Annotated in this window: 23 protein-coding genes and 1 tRNA gene; 9 read left to right on the top strand and 15 right to left on the bottom strand. The window is 61.2% G+C overall.

Features of this window, described 5'->3' with window-relative positions; all coding sequences use genetic code 11:
* Positions 1–21: 21 nt before the first annotated feature.
* The gene (locus FIV09_RS14255) at positions 22–828 is read right to left on the bottom strand and encodes a carboxylesterase (protein WP_152450849.1); all 807 of its coding nucleotides are present in this window, start codon (positions 826–828) and stop codon (positions 22–24) included.
* Positions 829–893: 65 nt separating this feature from the next.
* Positions 894–1,781, bottom strand: a complete 888-nt coding sequence (locus FIV09_RS14250; RefSeq protein ID WP_172975741.1) for a LysR family transcriptional regulator — start codon at positions 1,779–1,781, stop codon at positions 894–896.
* A 127-nt stretch (positions 1,782–1,908) separates the two neighbouring features.
* On the opposite strand from FIV09_RS14250, the gene FIV09_RS14245 reads away from it, so the two are divergent.
* The 3 genes from FIV09_RS14245 to FIV09_RS14235 are packed head-to-tail and all read left to right on the top strand — an operon-like array spanning position 1,909 to position 4,865.
* Entirely contained in the window at positions 1,909–2,421 is a 513-nt protein-coding gene (locus tag FIV09_RS14245) for a TRAP transporter small permease subunit (protein ID WP_172975740.1), read from the top strand.
* Complete coding sequence (locus FIV09_RS14240) at positions 2,418–3,725, top strand: TRAP transporter large permease (protein ID WP_152450844.1); 1,308 nt, start codon at positions 2,418–2,420, stop codon at positions 3,723–3,725. The genes FIV09_RS14245 and FIV09_RS14240 overlap by 4 nt, the downstream gene beginning before the upstream one ends.
* A gap of 27 nt (positions 3,726–3,752) precedes the next feature.
* Positions 3,753–4,865, top strand: coding sequence for a C4-dicarboxylate TRAP transporter substrate-binding protein (locus FIV09_RS14235; RefSeq protein ID WP_152450842.1), 1,113 nt, complete (start codon positions 3,753–3,755; stop codon positions 4,863–4,865).
* Positions 4,866–4,971: 106 nt separating this feature from the next.
* Here the strand turns inward: FIV09_RS14235 and FIV09_RS14230 are convergent, their stop codons facing one another.
* Positions 4,972–5,568 (bottom strand): SDR family oxidoreductase, encoded by a 597-nt coding sequence (locus FIV09_RS14230; RefSeq protein ID WP_152450840.1) that lies wholly within the window; start codon positions 5,566–5,568, stop codon positions 4,972–4,974.
* A gap of 87 nt (positions 5,569–5,655) precedes the next feature.
* Positions 5,656–6,330 carry a type 1 glutamine amidotransferase domain-containing protein gene (locus FIV09_RS14225; RefSeq protein WP_152450838.1) on the bottom strand — a complete coding sequence of 225 codons (675 nt, stop codon included), beginning with the start codon at positions 6,328–6,330 and terminating at the stop codon, positions 5,656–5,658.
* 484 nt (positions 6,331–6,814) lie between these two features.
* Here FIV09_RS14225 and FIV09_RS14220 point away from each other — a divergent pair.
* Positions 6,815–6,891 (top strand) — tRNA-Arg (locus FIV09_RS14220).
* Positions 6,892–6,947: 56 nt separating this feature from the next.
* Here the strand turns inward: FIV09_RS14220 and FIV09_RS14215 are convergent.
* From FIV09_RS14215 to FIV09_RS14165, 11 genes are all read right to left on the bottom strand, one after another.
* Complete coding sequence (locus FIV09_RS14215) at positions 6,948–8,006, bottom strand: tyrosine-type recombinase/integrase (protein ID WP_152450836.1); 1,059 nt, start codon at positions 8,004–8,006, stop codon at positions 6,948–6,950.
* A 293-nt stretch (positions 8,007–8,299) separates the two neighbouring features.
* Positions 8,300–8,518, bottom strand: a complete 219-nt coding sequence (locus tag FIV09_RS14205; protein ID WP_152450834.1) for a hypothetical protein — start codon at positions 8,516–8,518, stop codon at positions 8,300–8,302.
* Positions 8,515–8,661: a hypothetical protein gene (locus tag FIV09_RS20460; RefSeq protein WP_172975739.1), complete on the bottom strand. Its 147-nt coding sequence runs from the start codon at positions 8,659–8,661 to the stop codon at positions 8,515–8,517. Before FIV09_RS20460 ends, FIV09_RS14205 begins: the two co-directional genes overlap by 4 nt.
* A complete protein-coding gene (locus FIV09_RS14200) occupies positions 8,658–9,293 on the bottom strand; it encodes an HNH endonuclease signature motif containing protein (RefSeq protein WP_152450832.1) in 636 nt (211 codons plus the stop codon). Before FIV09_RS14200 ends, FIV09_RS20460 begins: the two co-directional genes overlap by 4 nt.
* Positions 9,290–9,529 (bottom strand): hypothetical protein, encoded by a 240-nt coding sequence (locus FIV09_RS14195; RefSeq protein ID WP_152450830.1) that lies wholly within the window; start codon positions 9,527–9,529, stop codon positions 9,290–9,292. The genes FIV09_RS14200 and FIV09_RS14195 overlap by 4 nt, the downstream gene beginning before the upstream one ends.
* A complete protein-coding gene (locus FIV09_RS14190) occupies positions 9,526–9,705 on the bottom strand; it encodes a hypothetical protein (RefSeq protein WP_152450828.1) in 180 nt (59 codons plus the stop codon). Before FIV09_RS14190 ends, FIV09_RS14195 begins: the two co-directional genes overlap by 4 nt.
* Positions 9,702–10,016, bottom strand: coding sequence for a hypothetical protein (locus FIV09_RS14185; protein WP_152450826.1), 315 nt, complete (start codon positions 10,014–10,016; stop codon positions 9,702–9,704). The genes FIV09_RS14190 and FIV09_RS14185 overlap by 4 nt, the downstream gene beginning before the upstream one ends.
* Before the next feature lie 289 nt (positions 10,017–10,305).
* Positions 10,306–10,557 (bottom strand): hypothetical protein, encoded by a 252-nt coding sequence (locus FIV09_RS14180; protein ID WP_152450824.1) that lies wholly within the window; start codon positions 10,555–10,557, stop codon positions 10,306–10,308.
* A gap of 199 nt (positions 10,558–10,756) precedes the next feature.
* A complete protein-coding gene (locus tag FIV09_RS14175; protein ID WP_152450822.1) occupies positions 10,757–11,086 on the bottom strand; it encodes a hypothetical protein in 330 nt (109 codons plus the stop codon).
* Positions 11,079–11,378, bottom strand: a complete 300-nt coding sequence (locus tag FIV09_RS14170; protein WP_152450820.1) for a hypothetical protein — start codon at positions 11,376–11,378, stop codon at positions 11,079–11,081. The genes FIV09_RS14175 and FIV09_RS14170 overlap by 8 nt, the downstream gene beginning before the upstream one ends.
* A 24-nt stretch (positions 11,379–11,402) precedes the next feature.
* On the bottom strand, positions 11,403–12,134 hold the full coding sequence (locus tag FIV09_RS14165; RefSeq protein ID WP_254702437.1) for a S24 family peptidase: 732 nt from the start codon (positions 12,132–12,134) through the stop codon (positions 11,403–11,405).
* A 291-nt stretch (positions 12,135–12,425) separates the two neighbouring features.
* Between FIV09_RS14165 and FIV09_RS14155 the strand changes: the two genes are divergently transcribed.
* The 5 genes from FIV09_RS14155 (at position 12,426) to FIV09_RS14135 (ending at position 16,118) form a co-directional block, all read left to right on the top strand.
* On the top strand, positions 12,426–12,887 hold the full coding sequence (locus FIV09_RS14155) for a hypothetical protein (RefSeq protein ID WP_152450816.1): 462 nt from the start codon (positions 12,426–12,428) through the stop codon (positions 12,885–12,887).
* Positions 12,884–13,087, top strand: coding sequence for a hypothetical protein (locus FIV09_RS14150; protein ID WP_152450814.1), 204 nt, complete (start codon positions 12,884–12,886; stop codon positions 13,085–13,087). Before FIV09_RS14155 ends, FIV09_RS14150 begins: the two co-directional genes overlap by 4 nt.
* A gap of 947 nt (positions 13,088–14,034) precedes the next feature.
* The gene (locus tag FIV09_RS14145) at positions 14,035–14,658 is read left to right on the top strand and encodes a hypothetical protein (protein ID WP_254702235.1); all 624 of its coding nucleotides are present in this window, start codon (positions 14,035–14,037) and stop codon (positions 14,656–14,658) included.
* Between the two features lie 225 nt (positions 14,659–14,883).
* Entirely contained in the window at positions 14,884–15,468 is a 585-nt protein-coding gene (locus FIV09_RS14140) for a hypothetical protein (RefSeq protein WP_152450812.1), read from the top strand.
* Positions 15,465–16,118: a hypothetical protein gene (locus FIV09_RS14135; RefSeq protein WP_152450810.1), complete on the top strand. Its 654-nt coding sequence runs from the start codon at positions 15,465–15,467 to the stop codon at positions 16,116–16,118. The genes FIV09_RS14140 and FIV09_RS14135 overlap by 4 nt, the downstream gene beginning before the upstream one ends.
* The last annotated feature ends 81 nt before the right edge of the window (positions 16,119–16,199 follow it).

Genomic DNA, 16,199 nt, shown 5'->3' with positions numbered 1-16,199 from the left:
TCTTTCCGGGCCAGCTTCGCCTTAAGCTTGTGCCTCTTCAACCAAAGGATGCGCGTCTGCCTCCGTGTCGCGCAACACGAACTGCGACAGGACATGGGCGATCAGCGCGTCGTCGTGATCGAGCGTCGCCACATGCAGGGAGCGCGACAGCCAGACCATGCGGATGTCGTCGGAGCCCGCCGCGCAGGCGATGGTGGTCGCGTTGGCCGGGGCGACCACGTTGTCGGTCCGCGATTGCAGGATCAGCAGACGGGAGCGCAACAGCGGCAACAGCGCGCCCGTTGCATTGGTCAGCAGGAACCGATGCTGCAGCGTGCTGCGCGGAATGCGGTCATAACAGACCTCCCGCACACCGTGCCGCGCGATGTCGCTGCCGATGCCCGGCACGAATTCGGCGGCGTCTTCCGCGTAAAGGGGTGCGACCACTTCGGGGCGGTAAAGCCCAGTTGAGCCGTTGATGCTGAACACGCCGTCGATATCGCCCGGTCTGCGCGCCGCGATGTTGAGCGCGATGGTCGCACCGAGCGACAGACCGCCGATGATCACCCGGTCGCAGCGCCCGCGCAATGTATCGAGCGCCCCTTCAGCCGAGCGGACCCAGTCGAGATGCCCGGTCCGGGCAAGGTCTTCCGGGACCGTGCCGTGACCTGCCAGCAGGGGGCCCATCACCGTGGCTTGCGTGCTTTCATGGAGGCGGCGCGCGACGGCGCGGACGCTTTGCGGCGTGCTGGTGAAGCCGTGCAGGAATAGGACGCCAAGCCTGCTGCCCTCGAACAGGAAGGGTTGCGCGCCCGGCTCCTCGATGAGGGATCGCTCGGTCTGTGTCATGCGGACATCTGGCCCGGAGGCGGGGCGACTGACAAATAGACTTGCGCGATCACCTGATAGCGGAACTATATCACCCGGGCCGGAAAGTGCTGCCGAAACGCGCTGAGCAACCCCGTATCGGCCTTTGCGCCCCAGGCCATGGCGATGGTGACTTCATCCTCGAAACCATCCACCGGGCGCGCGTGCAGGGCCGCCGGAAGGCTGTCCGCCGACGTCATGGGAAGAAGGGTCACGCCGCGGCCTTCGGCGACACGTTGCAGGATGACCTGAACGTCCCAGATCTCTTCCACAACCGGGGGTGCGATGCGCGCGGTGGCAAATGCCTCGTCCAGAAGAAGCCGCCAGGACCGCCAGTTTTCGCGCACGCCGAGGATCAGTTCCGCCTGCGCAAGCGCCCGAAGGGATGTCGGAAGCGCCCCGTGCGGGGCCACCGCGCCAATCCGGGATCGCCAGACCGGCACCTGTTGAATTGCCGGGTTCTGCGCAGTCGGATGGGAGAGGAGGAAGCCCACGTCGATCGCACCGCTTCGAAGCGATTTCAGGATGTTATCGGTCGACATGACATGCATCTCGACCTGCACGCCGGGTGCCGCGGCATGAAACGCGTCCAGCCCCTCAGAGATCTGCGGCGCGGTGGCGAGCGCCGAATAGCCGACGATGATATGTCCGCGCGCGCCTTCCGCGTTCTGCCGCGACGCCCGGATGGCGCGTTCGAATTGCGCCACGGCCAGCCGCGCATCCTCAAGGAAGGTCCGGCCCGCATCGGTGATGCCGACGCCGGTTCCGAACCGCTCGAAGATCGCGAAGCCGAGGTCGATCTCGGCATCCTTCACGCTTTTCGAGATGGCGGGCTGTGCCACGTTCAGCACTTCGGAGGCGCGGCGGAACCCGCCCGCATCAGCAACCGCGATCGCATATCTGAGGTGCCTGACGTCGAGGCGCGATGGCTTCATGTCCAGATCCATGGTCCAAGCGATAACAGATCGCGATCAAGCGATCATGAAACGCTATTTGTCAACAGGCCGTCCATCTTGAAGGCTGGCCCGGATGCGACTGGGTCGCGTTGACTGGGGAGGAAACATGCTCGGATTGTTCCAGCGGATAACCGCGGCGCTCATGCTGCTCGGAGGCGTTGGCGTTGTCCTGATGATGCTGACCATTGTCGCCGACGTGGTCTCGAAGCTCCTCTGGAACACGCCCATTCAGGGCACTGTCGAGATCTCCTCCTACTATTACATGATCGCGCTCGTGATGCTGCCCATGGCCTTTGTCGAGATGCAGGACGAACAGATCTCCGTCGATCTGCTGTTCGATCGCTTCCCGGACCTGATCCAGCGGGTTTTGCTGGTGGTGACCGGCTGCGGCGCGGCGGCGATCCTGTCGGTCATGGCCTGGCGGACCGGGCTTGACGCCTTGCGCGCCATCCGGGTGGGCGAGGTCGTGATGGGCAGCCGCGAGGTCATCGTCTGGCCTGCGCGCATGGTGCTGCCACTGGGCTTCGGGCTCGCGGCCATTGCCTCGCTTCTGCGCGCGCTGCTCGTTCTTGGCGGCCGCACGACCGCGCGCGACACGGATCTGCGGGGCCAGTCATGAGCAATCTCGAGATCGGCTGGACCGGCATCGCCATCCTTTTCGCGCTGTTGGCCATGCGCATGTCCATCGGGGCCGCCCTCATGGTCGTGTCCTTTGTCGGCATCACCGTCATGCTGAACCTGCAAGCGGCCCTGGGCATTGTCAGCGCCATGCCCTTCAACCTGATCGGGGATTGGTCGCTGACGGCGATTCCGATGTTCCTGTTCATGGGTTTCGTCGCCGCGAATACCGGGCTGACGGCGGGTGCGTTCGATCTTTTGCGCGTGCTCCTCGTGCGCGTGCCCGGCGGGCTTGCCTCGGCCAGTGTCGGGGCCTGTGGGCTCTTCGCGGCGGCCTCCGGGTCGTCCATCGCGACGACCGCCGCCATGGCGCGCATTGCCGTTCCCGAAATGCTGCGCGCAAAATATCACCCGTCGCTGGCAACCGGCGTGGTCGCGGCTTCGGGCACGCTTGGCTCCCTGATACCGCCTTCGATCCTGATGGTGCTTTACGGGATCTTCACCGAGCAATCGATTGGGCAATTGTTCGTCGCGGGGCTCATCCCCGGCGCGTTGTCGGCCCTTGTCTACATGGCCATGATCACCACGCGGTCGGCTTTGCAGCCCGATCTGGCGCCCCCCGTGCACCGTCGCATCGACCGGGCGGAGCTGGGGCGGCTCGTCCTGTCGGTCTGGCCGTTTCCGGTTCTGGTGCTGGGGGTTTTGGGGGGCATTTTCGGCGGCTTCTTCACCCCGACCGAGGCCGGGGCCGTGGGCGCGTTCCTCGCCCTGTGCGTCGCCATGCTGCGCAGATCGCTGACGCTGGAGGCGCTCAAGATCGCAATCCGGCAGACGACGCTGGCCACCTCGTCGATCTTCTTTCTGTCCATCGGCGCGGTGATGTTCACCCGGTTCATGGGTCTCTCGGGCGTGCCGGGGTATCTGGCCGACGCGATGCTCGCGGTGTCGGACAACCAGATCGTCATCATCCTGATGATCGCGATGCTGTTCGTGGTGCTCGGCATGGTGATCGACTCGATCGGGTTGATCCTGCTGACCCTGCCTGTGCTTCTGCCGGTGCTCGAGGCGGCGGATGTGAACCTCATCTGGTTCGGGATCATCTGCATCAAATTGCTCGAGATCGGGCTGGTGACGCCGCCGGTCGGCCTCAATCTTTACGTGCTGCACAGCGCTCTCGCCGGAGAGGTCAAGCTGCGCGACATCATCTCCGGCACGACCTGGTTCATCGCGATGGACATCGTGACCCTGCTGCTGCTGATCGCTTTTCCCGCCATCAGCCTGTTCCTGCCCTCGCTGATGCAGTGAGGCACAACCAATCCAAGGGAGGATAACATGAAACGACAAACAGCCATGATTGCGCTCTGCGCGAGCGCTTTGGGCACGGTCGCGACTGCCCAGAACGCCAACCACTTCTTCGCCGAGCGTCACTCGATGGTGCGCGGGCCCTATGTGGAGTTTGCCGAGAAGGTGGCCGAGGCCACGGATGGAGAGCTGTCCTTCACCGTCTTCACCGGTGGGGCACTCCTGCCGCCGGCCGCGTCGCTGCAGGGGCTGCGCGACGGGGTCGCCCAGGTCAGCTATCACGCCGGGACCTACACGCCGTCAGAGCTGCCCATCGCCAACCTCGTGGGCAATGCCGCCTTCTACAACACCGATCCCATGGTCATGGCCTTCGCCTCGACCGAGTTCGGCCTGACCAACGCGGCGGCGCTGAGCGAGTGGCGCGAAAACGGCATGGTCTTCGGCGGCGGTTATTCCACCTCGGAATACGTCATGATGTGCAACACGCCGGTCGAGACCTATGACGACATCCAGGGCAAGCGTCTGCGCATGGCGGGCGGCGCATGGTCGCGCTTCGCCGAGTATGTGGGCGCGGTGCCTGTCTCGATCCCGTCCTCGGAGATGTATACCGGCCTCGACACGGGCTCGCTCGACTGCGCGGTGGCTGCGGCCGACGCGCTGGACAGCTTCTCGCTGTCGGATGTCGTCACGTCGATGAACACGCTGGCGGTCGGCAATTACTACGCGGGCTTCGAATGGGGCTACAACAAGGCCTTCTGGCAGGGCCTGTCGCCCGAGCATCGCGCCGTGTTGTTCGACCAGATGGCCTATTACCTCGCGCAGCACCGGGTCGAGTTCGATGCCGATGTGGAGAAGGCGGTCTCCAGCGCGGTCGAGAACGGCATGGAAGTCTTCGAGCCGGACCAGAAGCTGCGCGATGAACTGGCCGCCTTCGTGGAAGCGGACGAAGCCGTTCTGATCGAGAACGCCACATCGCGGGGTGTCGAGAACCCCGAGGCGATCCTCGCCGATTACAAGCGCATCGTGGATCGGTGGGCAGAGCTTCTGGCGGATGTCGATCACAGGGATGTCGAAGCTTTGGCCGAATTGGCACGCACCGAGATCTACGACAGGCTCGATCCGGCGACCTACGGCACCGACTGAGCCGCGCGTTTAGAGAAATGAAAACACGGCCGACGGAATAGTCGGCCGTGTTCGCGTTTTCGGGGAGGGTGCACCGTGCCGCCTAGGGGCAGCGTCAGGCACGCATTCAGGCGGATTGCATCAGCAGCGCCTTGCCGGTCCAGCCGCTGTCTTCGAGCGCATTGGCCAGCACGAAAGCGACGTCGCCACGCGCGGCCTTGGCTTCGACATCCACATCGTCGCCCAGCTTGATGTCGCGGTCGCCGTCTTCTTCGGTCAGCGCGACAGGGCGGACGATGGCGTAGGCCAGCCCCGACGCCTTGAGGTGTTCGTCGGCGTCGTGCTTTGCCTGAAGGTAATGGGCGAGCTTGTGGTCGACATCGGGATTGTCGGCGCCCACGGTGCTCAGCATCACGAAGCGCGACACCTGCGATTGCACGGCCAGATCTGTGAGGCGCTGCGCACCGTCGCGGTCGATCTTGTCGGTCATTTCCGGGCCGGTCGAGCTGCCGGAGCCCGCAGCAAAGATGACGGCGTCGCAGCTGTTGCAGACCGTGTAGTGCAGATCGGCCAGATCGCCGTGGCGTAGTTCGACGTCTTCCGGCAGGGCGCTCGTGTCCGAGCTGTCGCGCACGAGCGCGATGGGGTCATGGCCCCGGGCTTTCAGTTCCTTGACCAGGCGTAGGCCAGTCTTGCCGGTGGCACCGGCGACGAGGACTTTCATGGTAATCTCCTTTGATCGTGGCGTGTGTTCAGACGTCTTTGTGGCCGGGCGCCGACAGCGGATGCGCCGCGCGCCCGGCCGACCACGTCAGAGCATGGCGAGAAGCTTGCGCGCCGCTTCTTCCGAGGAGGCCGGGTTCTGACCGGTCACGAGCTTGCCGTCCGTCACAACGAAGGACGCCCAGTCATCACCTTTTTCGTAGCTGCCGCCATTGGCCTTCAGCATGTCCTCGACGAGGAAGGGCACGACATCGGTCAGGCCGACGCCCTCTTCCTCGGTATTGGTGAAGCCGGTCACGGTCTTGCCTGCGACCAACGGCTTGCCGTCCGCGCCCTTGGGGTGCTTGAACACGGCAGGGGCGTGGCAGACGGCGCCAACCGGACGGTCGCTATGCGCGAAGGTCTCGATCAGACGAGTGCTGTCGGCATCCTCGGCGAGGTCCCAAAGCGGGCCGTGGCCGCCGGGATAGAAGATGGCGTCAAAGCCGCTCGCATCGACCGAAGAGAGCACTTCGGTATGGGCAAGCTCTTTCTGGGCATCGTCGTCCGCCTTGAAGCGCTTGGTCGCCTCGGTCTGCGCATCTTCGCTGTCACTGCCGGGATCGACCGGCGGCTGGCCGCCCTTGGGCGAGGCAAGCGTGATTTCCGCACCGGCATCCTTGAAGACGTAATAGGGGGCGGCGAATTCTTCGAGCCAGAAGCCCGTCTTCTTCCCGGTATCGCCGAGTTGGTCATGCGAGGTGAGAACCATCAGGATCTTCATGGTCATTCCTTTGTATCGTGCATCGGATTGGATGGCGCAGCTCGGGGCCGCGCCGCATTCACCCAAGAGAACACGCAGCCCAGCCAGTCGTTCCGTAGGATCGTGTCGCTGACGTCAGGGGAGCAGGCCGAAGGCGTCGGCAGGCCCGGTTCCCGCCCTGCGCTGCGTGTCGAGGCAGGGGCGCGCTCGGCTGACAAAACGGCGTCTGTATCACCGAGAGAGGGGGCGATCTCGTGGACGCCCAAGCCATCCGGCTGGCAGGTCCCGGTCTTCCGTCCGACCCGCGCGCGTTGGCAGCCGTTGGATCGTCATGTCCCCTGCGGCACAGGAGCCTTGTGTGCACAACGCAATGTCTTTGCACCCACTTCAGGCCGACGCCTGATAAGCGTATGGTTGCGCTAGATTTTTCAGGGTTTTGCGTAATGACCCTTCCCTGATTTGCACTTGTCGTCGCTCCCGCGGTCGTTTTAGAACGACATCCAGCGGTCCCTTAGCTCAACTGGATAGAGCAGCTGACTTCTAATCAGCAGGTTGAGGGTTCGAGTCCTTCAGGGATCGCCAGTACTTCCGTCAAGTAATTGATTTAAATAAATTAATCCTGAGTTTTACAATTTATCTCAGGAGGGTTTTACAGGTTTCACCTTCTGTTCCTGCTGAAATGCAGCCCGGCGCTGCGCCCTTCGCGTGTAATGCTCGATCTCCGAGAGGGTCGCGTGACCGCACCAAGCCTGCATCTGCAGCACCGATTTCCCCGCCTCCGCCAGCGCATTGAGACGATACTTGCGCAAGCCATGTGCGCTGAGCCCGTCCAGCGCGGCCGCGCGGGCTGCATCGGCAAACCAGCTCGAGAAAGCCTTGTTTGATCGGGCTTTTCCCGAAACGGTCACGAGAAAGACCATGTGGGAGACGTCCGGCATCACAGCCATCAGCGCGGCGTGATCTTTCTCGAGGCCTGCGGGGGCAAAGCTCCACGGCACGAACACCTCGCCCTTCGTTTTCTGCTGCCGGAATGTCAGCATCCCGCGTTTGATCATCCCGGGCCCGAGCCGAACGACGTCGGATGCCCGCGCGCCTGTCCATTGCAGCAGTTCGAATGCAAACCGCTGCGGGGTGCCCTCCGGCCAGCGGGTCCGGAAAGCCGCGACGTCCTCGATCGTCCATTCGCGGTGCCCTTCGGTCTTGGGCATTTGCTTGCCTGTCGCGGCCTGCGCAAAGTCGCTCTCTACCCAGCCCCGTTTCTTCCAGTAGCCCGAAAGCTTGCGCCACGCCTTGAGGCGATGGCTGGCGACAGCTGGCGTCAGTGGCTCGATGTCAGTTTCCACATGGCGCGGTAACAGGTGGGCCATCTTCGCTTGCCCGGCACGTTTGTTGATGGCGTCCACATGGCGGCGCACAAGCGCACGGTATCCGTCGCTCAAATCAAGATAGGATCGCGACGCAAGATAGCTCTGGCAGCCCGCCGCGATGGTTCCAGCCGGTGCCTTGGGATCGGGCCGTTCCGCCGCTCCGCGGGCTTCCTCGGTGCTCCAAGCGTTCAGGAATGTAGGGTGGTCTTCAGGCACATCGCGCGGCAGCTCCGCGCGCGTCGCGCGGTGGTATTTATAGACGACGCCTTTGCGCGTCACGCGATGTACACGTGGTAGTTTCACCCGCTCGCTCCGAATATGGCGTCGCATGAGTTGACCTCCGATTCCCCTTCCACGGGCAGGCCATCAGCGTAAGCGATCAAGTCGTTGATGTGATACAGCTTCTTCGCATCCAAGATGCGTCGAGGAATCGGCAGGGTCCGCAGCTTGCTTTCAGACACGCCGAGGTACTGCGCCGCCTGGGGGGCAGGCAGGAGACGCGGTGTGAAAGAGATCGGAACTGCGTGGCGGTTCAATCTAACCTCGAGCCAGTAGGCCCGCCTCCTTCTCTGCAGTCAGCTTCACGATAAAGCAGCACGAGACGCGCAGTTTGCTTGCCGCGCTCATCCCATCGCCAGCACGGCAATCACCGCGGTTGCGAGAACCCAGCCGAGCCCGATGATGCAGAGGATTCGCCACGCCTGGCAGCGCTGCATTGTCCAGTCGAAGTCGTCTTCGCTGCGTGGTTCAAAGTTCTGCGCTCGGCGCGCCGTATCGGCGTCGATCCGGCGCCGCGTCTCGGTGGCGACGTCCGCGCTGTTCCATGCGTGGTAAGGGGTCATGCCAGCACCCACAGAACCGCCACAGGTACCGCCAAGGCATAGGCCAACACGCTCCACATGAAGCCGCGCAGGAAGGTTATGTGCTGATCCATGCGCTCTATTTCAGCGCGCAGGTCTTCCGATCTGAGGCCGAAGTCGGTCATGGCTTGGCTTTCTTTTTCGTTTGCAAGTCGTGCTCGAGCTTCGCGATCGCCATGATGGTCGGCTTCAATTCGGCGGGGGCCTGATCATATCCTCGGCCGAAGCGACCGTTCAGGCGCGGTGCGAGTGCCATAGGCACCGGTTCCCAGTTCGAAGGATCGCAATTGGTCTTGTCGCCATCGAGGCACTTCAGTCGATGGCCTTCCGGGATGGGGCCGTTCGCCTTTTCCCAGAGGTAACGATGCTTGTGCACAGGCCGGGTCTGTGCGCCCGTCCAAGGGTTCGGCTCCGCGATGATCATGATGACATAACCATCCTTTGAGCAGATGCGCTCATGCCCCGCGCCGCGGTAGGTGTGAGGCCTATTGCCTTTCTTGAACTGAGTTCTCGCGCTGTTTGGGTTGTAGGGCATCTTCTTGCCCTTGTTGGCTGGGGCAGCGCCCTTTGCGAAACATCCGGTTCGCCCTGTCATCCAACCTTTGCGCTTGCAGAGTGAGTTGAAGTTCGAAAGTGAAACGTCTGGCCGATCCCAAACGTAGACAAATTCGGAATGCGCTTCCTTGCGCGGGCGCTGCGCGTTGTCCTCGATCCAGAAAAGCTCGGCATCGCTGTATTCGATCGCTTGGCCCTTCATTCGCTTTTCCCGATCGCTGGAAGGTGCGGGACGATCTTGTCGCCATGCTCGGCGTAGAGCTTGGCGGCGGACAGGCGGAGCCGCTGGTTGTCGACGATTTGGTCCGAGACTGAAACGATCGCAGCTGCGCGCTTTACCTCCGCCTCGATCTGCTCGGGGCTCATATCTTCATTGGCCAAGCGTTCGATCTGAGAAAACAGATGATCGTTCAAATCGGTCAACTTGTTCTTTGTCATCGGTTTCTCCTTAGCATTCCCTGCAGCTCGCGGGCCTCTTCCTTCTCGTCGCGGGGCACGGCGCTGTCCGCGCGCAGGGCGAGGCAGGCGCGGCGGATCTCCCTGTCGCTGTGGTGGACGATGTCAGCCAGCACGGCGCGAGCTTGCGAGGTCGGGGAGGGGATGAGCACGATCATGCGGCGTCACCGCCGCCAGTACGTCCGGAGCGTTCGAGGTGGGCGCGGACCAGGGCCGGGATCCGAGCAAGGCGTGCCTCGACTTCGGTTTTCTCCGCCTGCGGGACATCGAGCGCAATCGGCGCTTCAATCTGTCCCGTGGCCGGGCCGATCCGATGGCAGGCAGGTCCAAGATTTTCGAACCGGGTTGTCATACCACGCGCCTCGGCCAGCGTCAGGAAGGCGTCTGCCATTAGCGCGGGATGCACCCGGACCAGGGCCGGTTCAGTAACCGCGCGACGGCAGGCTTCGATATGTTTTAGGTTTGTCATATGTGTCTCCCATCTGATGCCAGCGGCGATGATAAGGAGAGACTATCGGGGTATTAATACCCCGTCAATGGAAAAGGGGTAATAATACCCGATATGCAGATGCGCGCCATCTCGCCTGGCGCTATGCCGTCCCTGTCAGCGCGAGGTGGTCGCGCACAAAAAGGCCTCTCGGAAGCAAGGCTTGATAGGAGGTCGGGAATGTTCGACGGCAAAGCGAGGCGCGTCCGTCGCCTCAAGATCGCCTTTTGGATCAGCTAAAGCGTGCCCGTGGGCGTGAGGCCGGGCTTCCTCATTTAGGACCGAACGTCTTCATATTGTGGCGGTAGGTCTCGAACACGATGGCCTTATCTTTCTTGTAGTCCAGGGCGCCGAAGAGCGCAGTGTGGACCTCATCGACAGACTTCGTGGTATCAAGAAAAACGCACGATGTAGTCTTGTCCTCTATCGAATTCAGCCGCTTTAGAACCCTGTGCAGGGCGTCATACCGGTCCGAATAAGTATCATCGTACTTGATGTTGAATGTAACGCCCTTGAGGCTCATTGAAAATTTCCATCGCTAGGTTTCGCAGCCGCGATTTTGAAGCGCTTCCTTGGATGAGTCCAGCTTTTGGCGGCATTCGAACAAGAAAGCCCGGCGCGATGGCCGGGCGAAGGGGGTATGTATAAACTGTGCCGTTTTTGTCTTGGCGTTGCGGTTTTCAGTTTGACCTTGGTGCTCCGCAAAGTTCGTCGTGCGGTGGTTACGAGGAAGTGGGAAGCATTGCCGCCAGGCGGGGACCAAAAATGGCTGCGGCCATTAAGGCGCCGACTACGAAGAAAACGACCTGAGCCATGTCCCACTTGCTTGGAATTTTGTTTTCTATGCGGTCAAGGCGGCTGTCGATCGAACGAAGTCGATCATCAATGCCTTCAAACTTAACCTCTAAGCGAGCGATGCGTTCCATTGTGCCGTCACCTCCTCCGCCATCATATGGTCCGCCGCCGCCTTCGCGCAAGATCCTAGGATTTTGGGCATGGGTCGCAGCTTGGCCCCACCTACGCGCAGCTTCATTAACCTTCGTCTCACTCATCAGGACTCTCATCTTCATTGAGCGCAATAATTGCATCAACAGTCGAGCTTGTAAGATAATCATTTAACTCAATGATTTTTTTAACCTTTTCAGGCCATTCATCATGTGAGGAAATATCTAACTCAAGTAGACTCCGGCAGAGTTCCGTAGTTAGCACAAATTGCGAAAGCAAGAATGCAATATCAGATTTTGTCGCTGGCCTCTGATCGTTGGCATACGCATTGGTGATGGTATCTGCCAAGCTTTGGGCAGCGGTCTTCTCGCTGGTTGCGCTGTCGTCACTTTCGCTCACACTCTCCTCCCGTAACATAGCACTCTATCCACCGACCTTTCTCACCAACTCAGGTGACAGGTTGAACCGCACGCGGGCGGCCCATTTCACGCGCTTGTTCCACATGGTCTCGGAACCAGAATTGATAGAGACGAGGTGGAATAGGCCAGGTTCGTCGCCTGTGCGAAGCTGCTTCACCCACCCCATGCCGTCGATATCCTCAATAACGCAAATGCGGCCGATTGCATCATCCGGGACGCCGTCCGGTGTGGCGCGGGTATAGAACAGCATTTCGCCTGGTGAATAGGTCGGGGCCATGCTGTCACCCTGCACCTCAACGGCCACGATGCCTGATGACGGGAAGCCAGCTGGCACCTCGACGCGAGGGCCAGCGCCTTTTTCGTAGACCTCGAACACGGGAACTTTAGCGCCTGCACCTACCGACCCCGCAACTTCGACGCTGGGTGGGTGGCCTTTAATGTCACCTTCCATGAAACTCTCAAACGATACCCCAAACGCTTGTGCTATTCGGTAGGCATCGTCAGCGTTGGTGGAGTTAGTCCTACCCCGTGCGACCTGCTTAAGTCTTTCGTATGGCACGCCTGACTTCGCGGCGATGCTGCGCACGGATGAACCGGTTTGCTTAAGCGCTGACTGCAAAGCCTCTATGAAAGTCAGCTGTGACATGGGGTATTTATCCCCATTTGCTGTGGCGGGCGTTAGGGGTGAAAAATACCCTTGCTTTGACGGGTATAAATACCCCATAACGAGATCCATGGAACAACTCATTTCAGAAGTGGAAGCGTACGCGCGCGCCATTGGGCAGAAGCCTCAACGGGTCCTGCGAGATGCACTCGATGCCGGTTGGCGCGAATGGGACTCGTGGAAGGGCGGCAGGTCCAGCCCGACAATGGCCCGCGCTGATCGCTTGCGCACATACATGGCTGAAAACCCACCTGAGGAAGACGCAGCCTGATGCCTCCCAACCACTGATCCAATCGTCTGTCATGTCCTGAGATTGCGGCAGGCCGATCCAAAAAAAAGCTAAACCATAACGAGGCGTTTCACATGAGGAACCATCGACCAGGCACGATCCAGAGCGCGGTCAGCGCGGCGCTCGATGCCACTTGCGAGCCACGAGAAACGCTTGCCGACTTCCTCGGTATCCGCGGCTCAACGCTCAGCTACGGCACCGAAATCAGTGAAACGCGGCCTGGCGGTCTCGGAATCAATTACTTGCACCGTCTGGCCGTCGCGGATCCTCGTGCGGCCCTGCCGATCGCGCGGCATTTCTGTGCGCTGGCAGGAGGAATGTTCCAGCCGGTGGTAGCTGCTGAGAATGTCACAACGCTGTACGCGCACTGCAGTGCAATCGCCAAGGAATGCGGCGAAGCGCAGGCGGCAACGATCCGCGCCGCCGAGTGCATGAGCGCAGATGCTCTCGATGCAGCTGAGCGTGAACTTGACGAGGCGCAAGCCGCAATCGCGAGGGCGCGGGGCGAGGTTCGGGCCAGGAGACGCTTGGCATGAAACGGCGTAGCTTTAATCCCCGCGAAGAAGCCTTGGCGTTCCGGATCTGGCAGATCTCTGAACAGGTCGACTGGATGCTGAGCCTGCCCCAACTGACTGCTGTGCTCGGTGAAGATGAGGGTGAGCTGCGGAGTGTTTGCAGGAAGAAAGGTTGGCTCGCTCGATTAGCTCAAGCATCCCGTTCGGATTTGGCAGCATGAACGCTGCATTTGGTTTCTCCCTCCGCCAGCCTGTGGCGGAACTCGCGCGGTCGTTGGGCCGCCACTTGGCGCGGCGGGCGGCGCACTGCGTCGGCCCCGCTGCGCCTTTTTTCGGCAAAGACAGATCAGGACGCGTCTTGTTGCAGCCTTCTCTATGTCCAATAACGGCGGAGTGCGCACGATGTCCGTGAAATTCGAAGCGCATGGCATACCGGACTGCTCGGGTTTCCGAGCTTTATGGCAAGCTGGCCTCTCTGAACACGAGATCGCGAGTATCGCCCTGGTTTCTGAACGCGCTGTGCGAGAGGCTGCGCGTGGCTATGGATACCCAATGCGCGATCGTTGCTCAGGTGCCATCCTGGACCCGATGCCGTCGCAAACGACGATAGACCCAGATCCCGTCGTGGTACGCAACTGGCTCGAGCGCAATCGTGGTCTGAAGCCAGCAGAGATATCGAAATGCATGGCTCCAACCGTCAGAGGGCTCGACGCTGAGCGTGTAATCGCGCTGATGAAGACTGGGGGATCATATAAGAAACTGAGCATTCTGGCCCTGCGGACTGGCGAGCCTGAACGAAAGTTGCTTGGACAATATCACCGAGTCAGGGCAGCGCTATGAGCAATGCAGCTGCCCCGCGTGTGCTAGTCGCTGCGGCTCTGGCTTTGGTGCTCAAGCCCTGGCCAATATCGAGTGTCGAGACAGAGCCAGATATCCGGCGTATTCGCAAGCTCCTCGCCGAAATCGATGCTCGAGACGCCCCTCACATGACAAACATCATTCGTGCTTGCCATGCTGTGGTCGAGGCGGGGTTGGTGCCCGGCGGGCTGGATCGGGAGTACGCACTTCAGCGGCTCCGCGTTGCTTTGCAATCATACTGTTCCAACCTCGCGAGCCAAGGCATGGTGCAAAGCCGAGGGCGGGGGCGATGAGGCGAGATCAAAGCTTCATGACACCCGTGGCGGCAGACGAATTCCCGGACTATCCGCTCTCGACTGATGAGCGGATAGACCACCACTACTTTATGACTTGGGAGCGCCGACGCTGGCTCAACAGCGATATGCGGATGAAGGCGAACGCAGAGTGCCGGGCGCTTTACTTTGATCTGATCTGCATCAGCTATGATCATTCCCCGATCGGTACGCTGCCGCTCGACTTAGATGTGCTCGCCAAGTTGACTATGACCGAGCCGGGGCACTTCCGTTCGCTATGCGAGCTGACATACGGTCCTTTGCACAAATGGCACCGCTACCGTTGCGATAACGGAGAGATCCGCTTCGGGCATGCCTATGTGGTGCGCACACTTCAGGACGCGATCTCGCGAAAAGAAGACAATCGGGCAAAAACCGAAGCCGCGAACGTTTCAAAGCGTCTCCAGCGGCTCCGTCAGACGGTCGCTGGACTACACCTCGAGCTGTCGAAGAACGATGCCGCCATTCGGTGGATGGACGAATGGCTGCAGCAGGAAGGCTGCGGCTATCGCAGCACGACATGGGTGGAGCGGGGAATGACCGCCTGGGTGCGGCACATGCGAGATCTCGATCAGCCGCGACGCGGGGGAGATCTAAGATGAATTGTCCGAAGTGTCTTCAAACTGTCCTGCGGACAGTCTTTGGACGGATCGCGGACACTTTTCCGGAATTACTTATTCTTTACAGTCACTTCTTCAAAGTGTCCCGAAGTGTCCACGTCGAAAGAGACAAAGACAATTACAATGAAAAGACATTTGACACTATGCGCCCAGTTGGCGGGCGCGGAGGCAAATCCCATCCGCAACTTGCTAAGAAAGGAGGGCCGCATGGACAGTGCAGAGCTTAAGCCCGAGACGAAGCGCGGCCGTGTAAGGCGCTGCCTGATCGAGCCCCTGATAGAGGCGGGCTTCCGAAAGCTGGGGAATGTAAAGGCGGACCGGCACGAGGCCTTTCTGGTGAAGCTTGCCGACCACCTTGGCTATATGGAGGAAGATCAACTGGCCGTCCTCAAATCGATGCTGGTCTATCGGGGGCAGGGGCCTTCGAAAGATGCCTGGCCGTCGATGGCCCACATTATGTCGCTGGCCGAGACGGTCGCGCCCCGACCCGTCGAAGAGCATCCGACGATTGTCAGCTGGTTCCGCTCGGCCCGAGGCGCGCAGGCGAAGGCCGAGGGTACGCTGGTGGCTGAGTTCCTGTTTCTCGAAAAGCGCAAGCGCCCGCCGCTCAGCGATGGCGACTGGCGCGCGGTGCGCGAGCGGGCGGCGGAATGGACGCGGCAGGTGGTTCTAATTGAGGAGCGGCAGGCCCGAGGCGCCGCAGCGCCAGACGATGGTCAATGGCTCGCCTGGTACCGAGCGATCGAAGCGCGCGCGGAAACGCTGGTTGAGCCGAGGAGAGGCGGAGCATGACAGTCATGGCGAAGGTGCGCCCCGGCCGCGCTAACAAGCGGTCGGTGTCAGTTTGGGAGTTGCTTGTCTGGGCGTTCCAGGTCGAGCGTGTGTCGATCGACTTCGATGAACTGGCGTCCACCGCGGGTGAGCGTCCGGGTATCTCTCTGGAATACATCTTGATGCAGCGCCACAACCTAGGTTGCAGCGTGGATGGCGGTGGGCGATCCGAGCCGCATCCGGACGCGGATCTCGTCGCCTCTGCTGTCGCTTGTTTGCCCGAGGGCTATGGCGGTCGGCGCATGGCGATTAGGATCGCAGAGCATGCGCGGACAGGAACCCAGCCTGACTGGGGTCAGCACGTTCGTCCGCGCTGCGTGCCGGTTGCTATGCGGCGGACCAAACACGGCCTCTTTGCGGAACGCAGCTATTGGGTCGGCGATGGGCGCGTCGGCAGGTGGCCAGCGAACCAGCTTAGCCAGGATGATGGCTATGTCTGTCTCGTCACCTACGAGGGCACCGCGACGGAAATCGCGGCACGGCGGCGAGACTGGCTGCTGTGGTGCGCTGCGTTGCGGGAAATCCGGGATACGTTTCGGCTGGGTTCGGGGCTGACGGCGTTTGAGGTTGATGGCGCGATGCCAGAGTTATTTCCATGGGTGCAAGGGTAGGACGGGCGGGAAGCAGGCTTTCGCTGCGTGTGCGCGAAAAGAGCTGATCGAAAGTGCGAGCAGACGTTCCACCACGCTTTC

This window comes from Roseivivax sp. THAF197b, assembly GCF_009363255.1.
In the GTDB taxonomy this organism is placed as follows: domain Bacteria; phylum Pseudomonadota; class Alphaproteobacteria; order Rhodobacterales; family Rhodobacteraceae; genus Roseivivax.
This window is presented reverse-complemented; position numbering and strand designations above follow the sequence as displayed.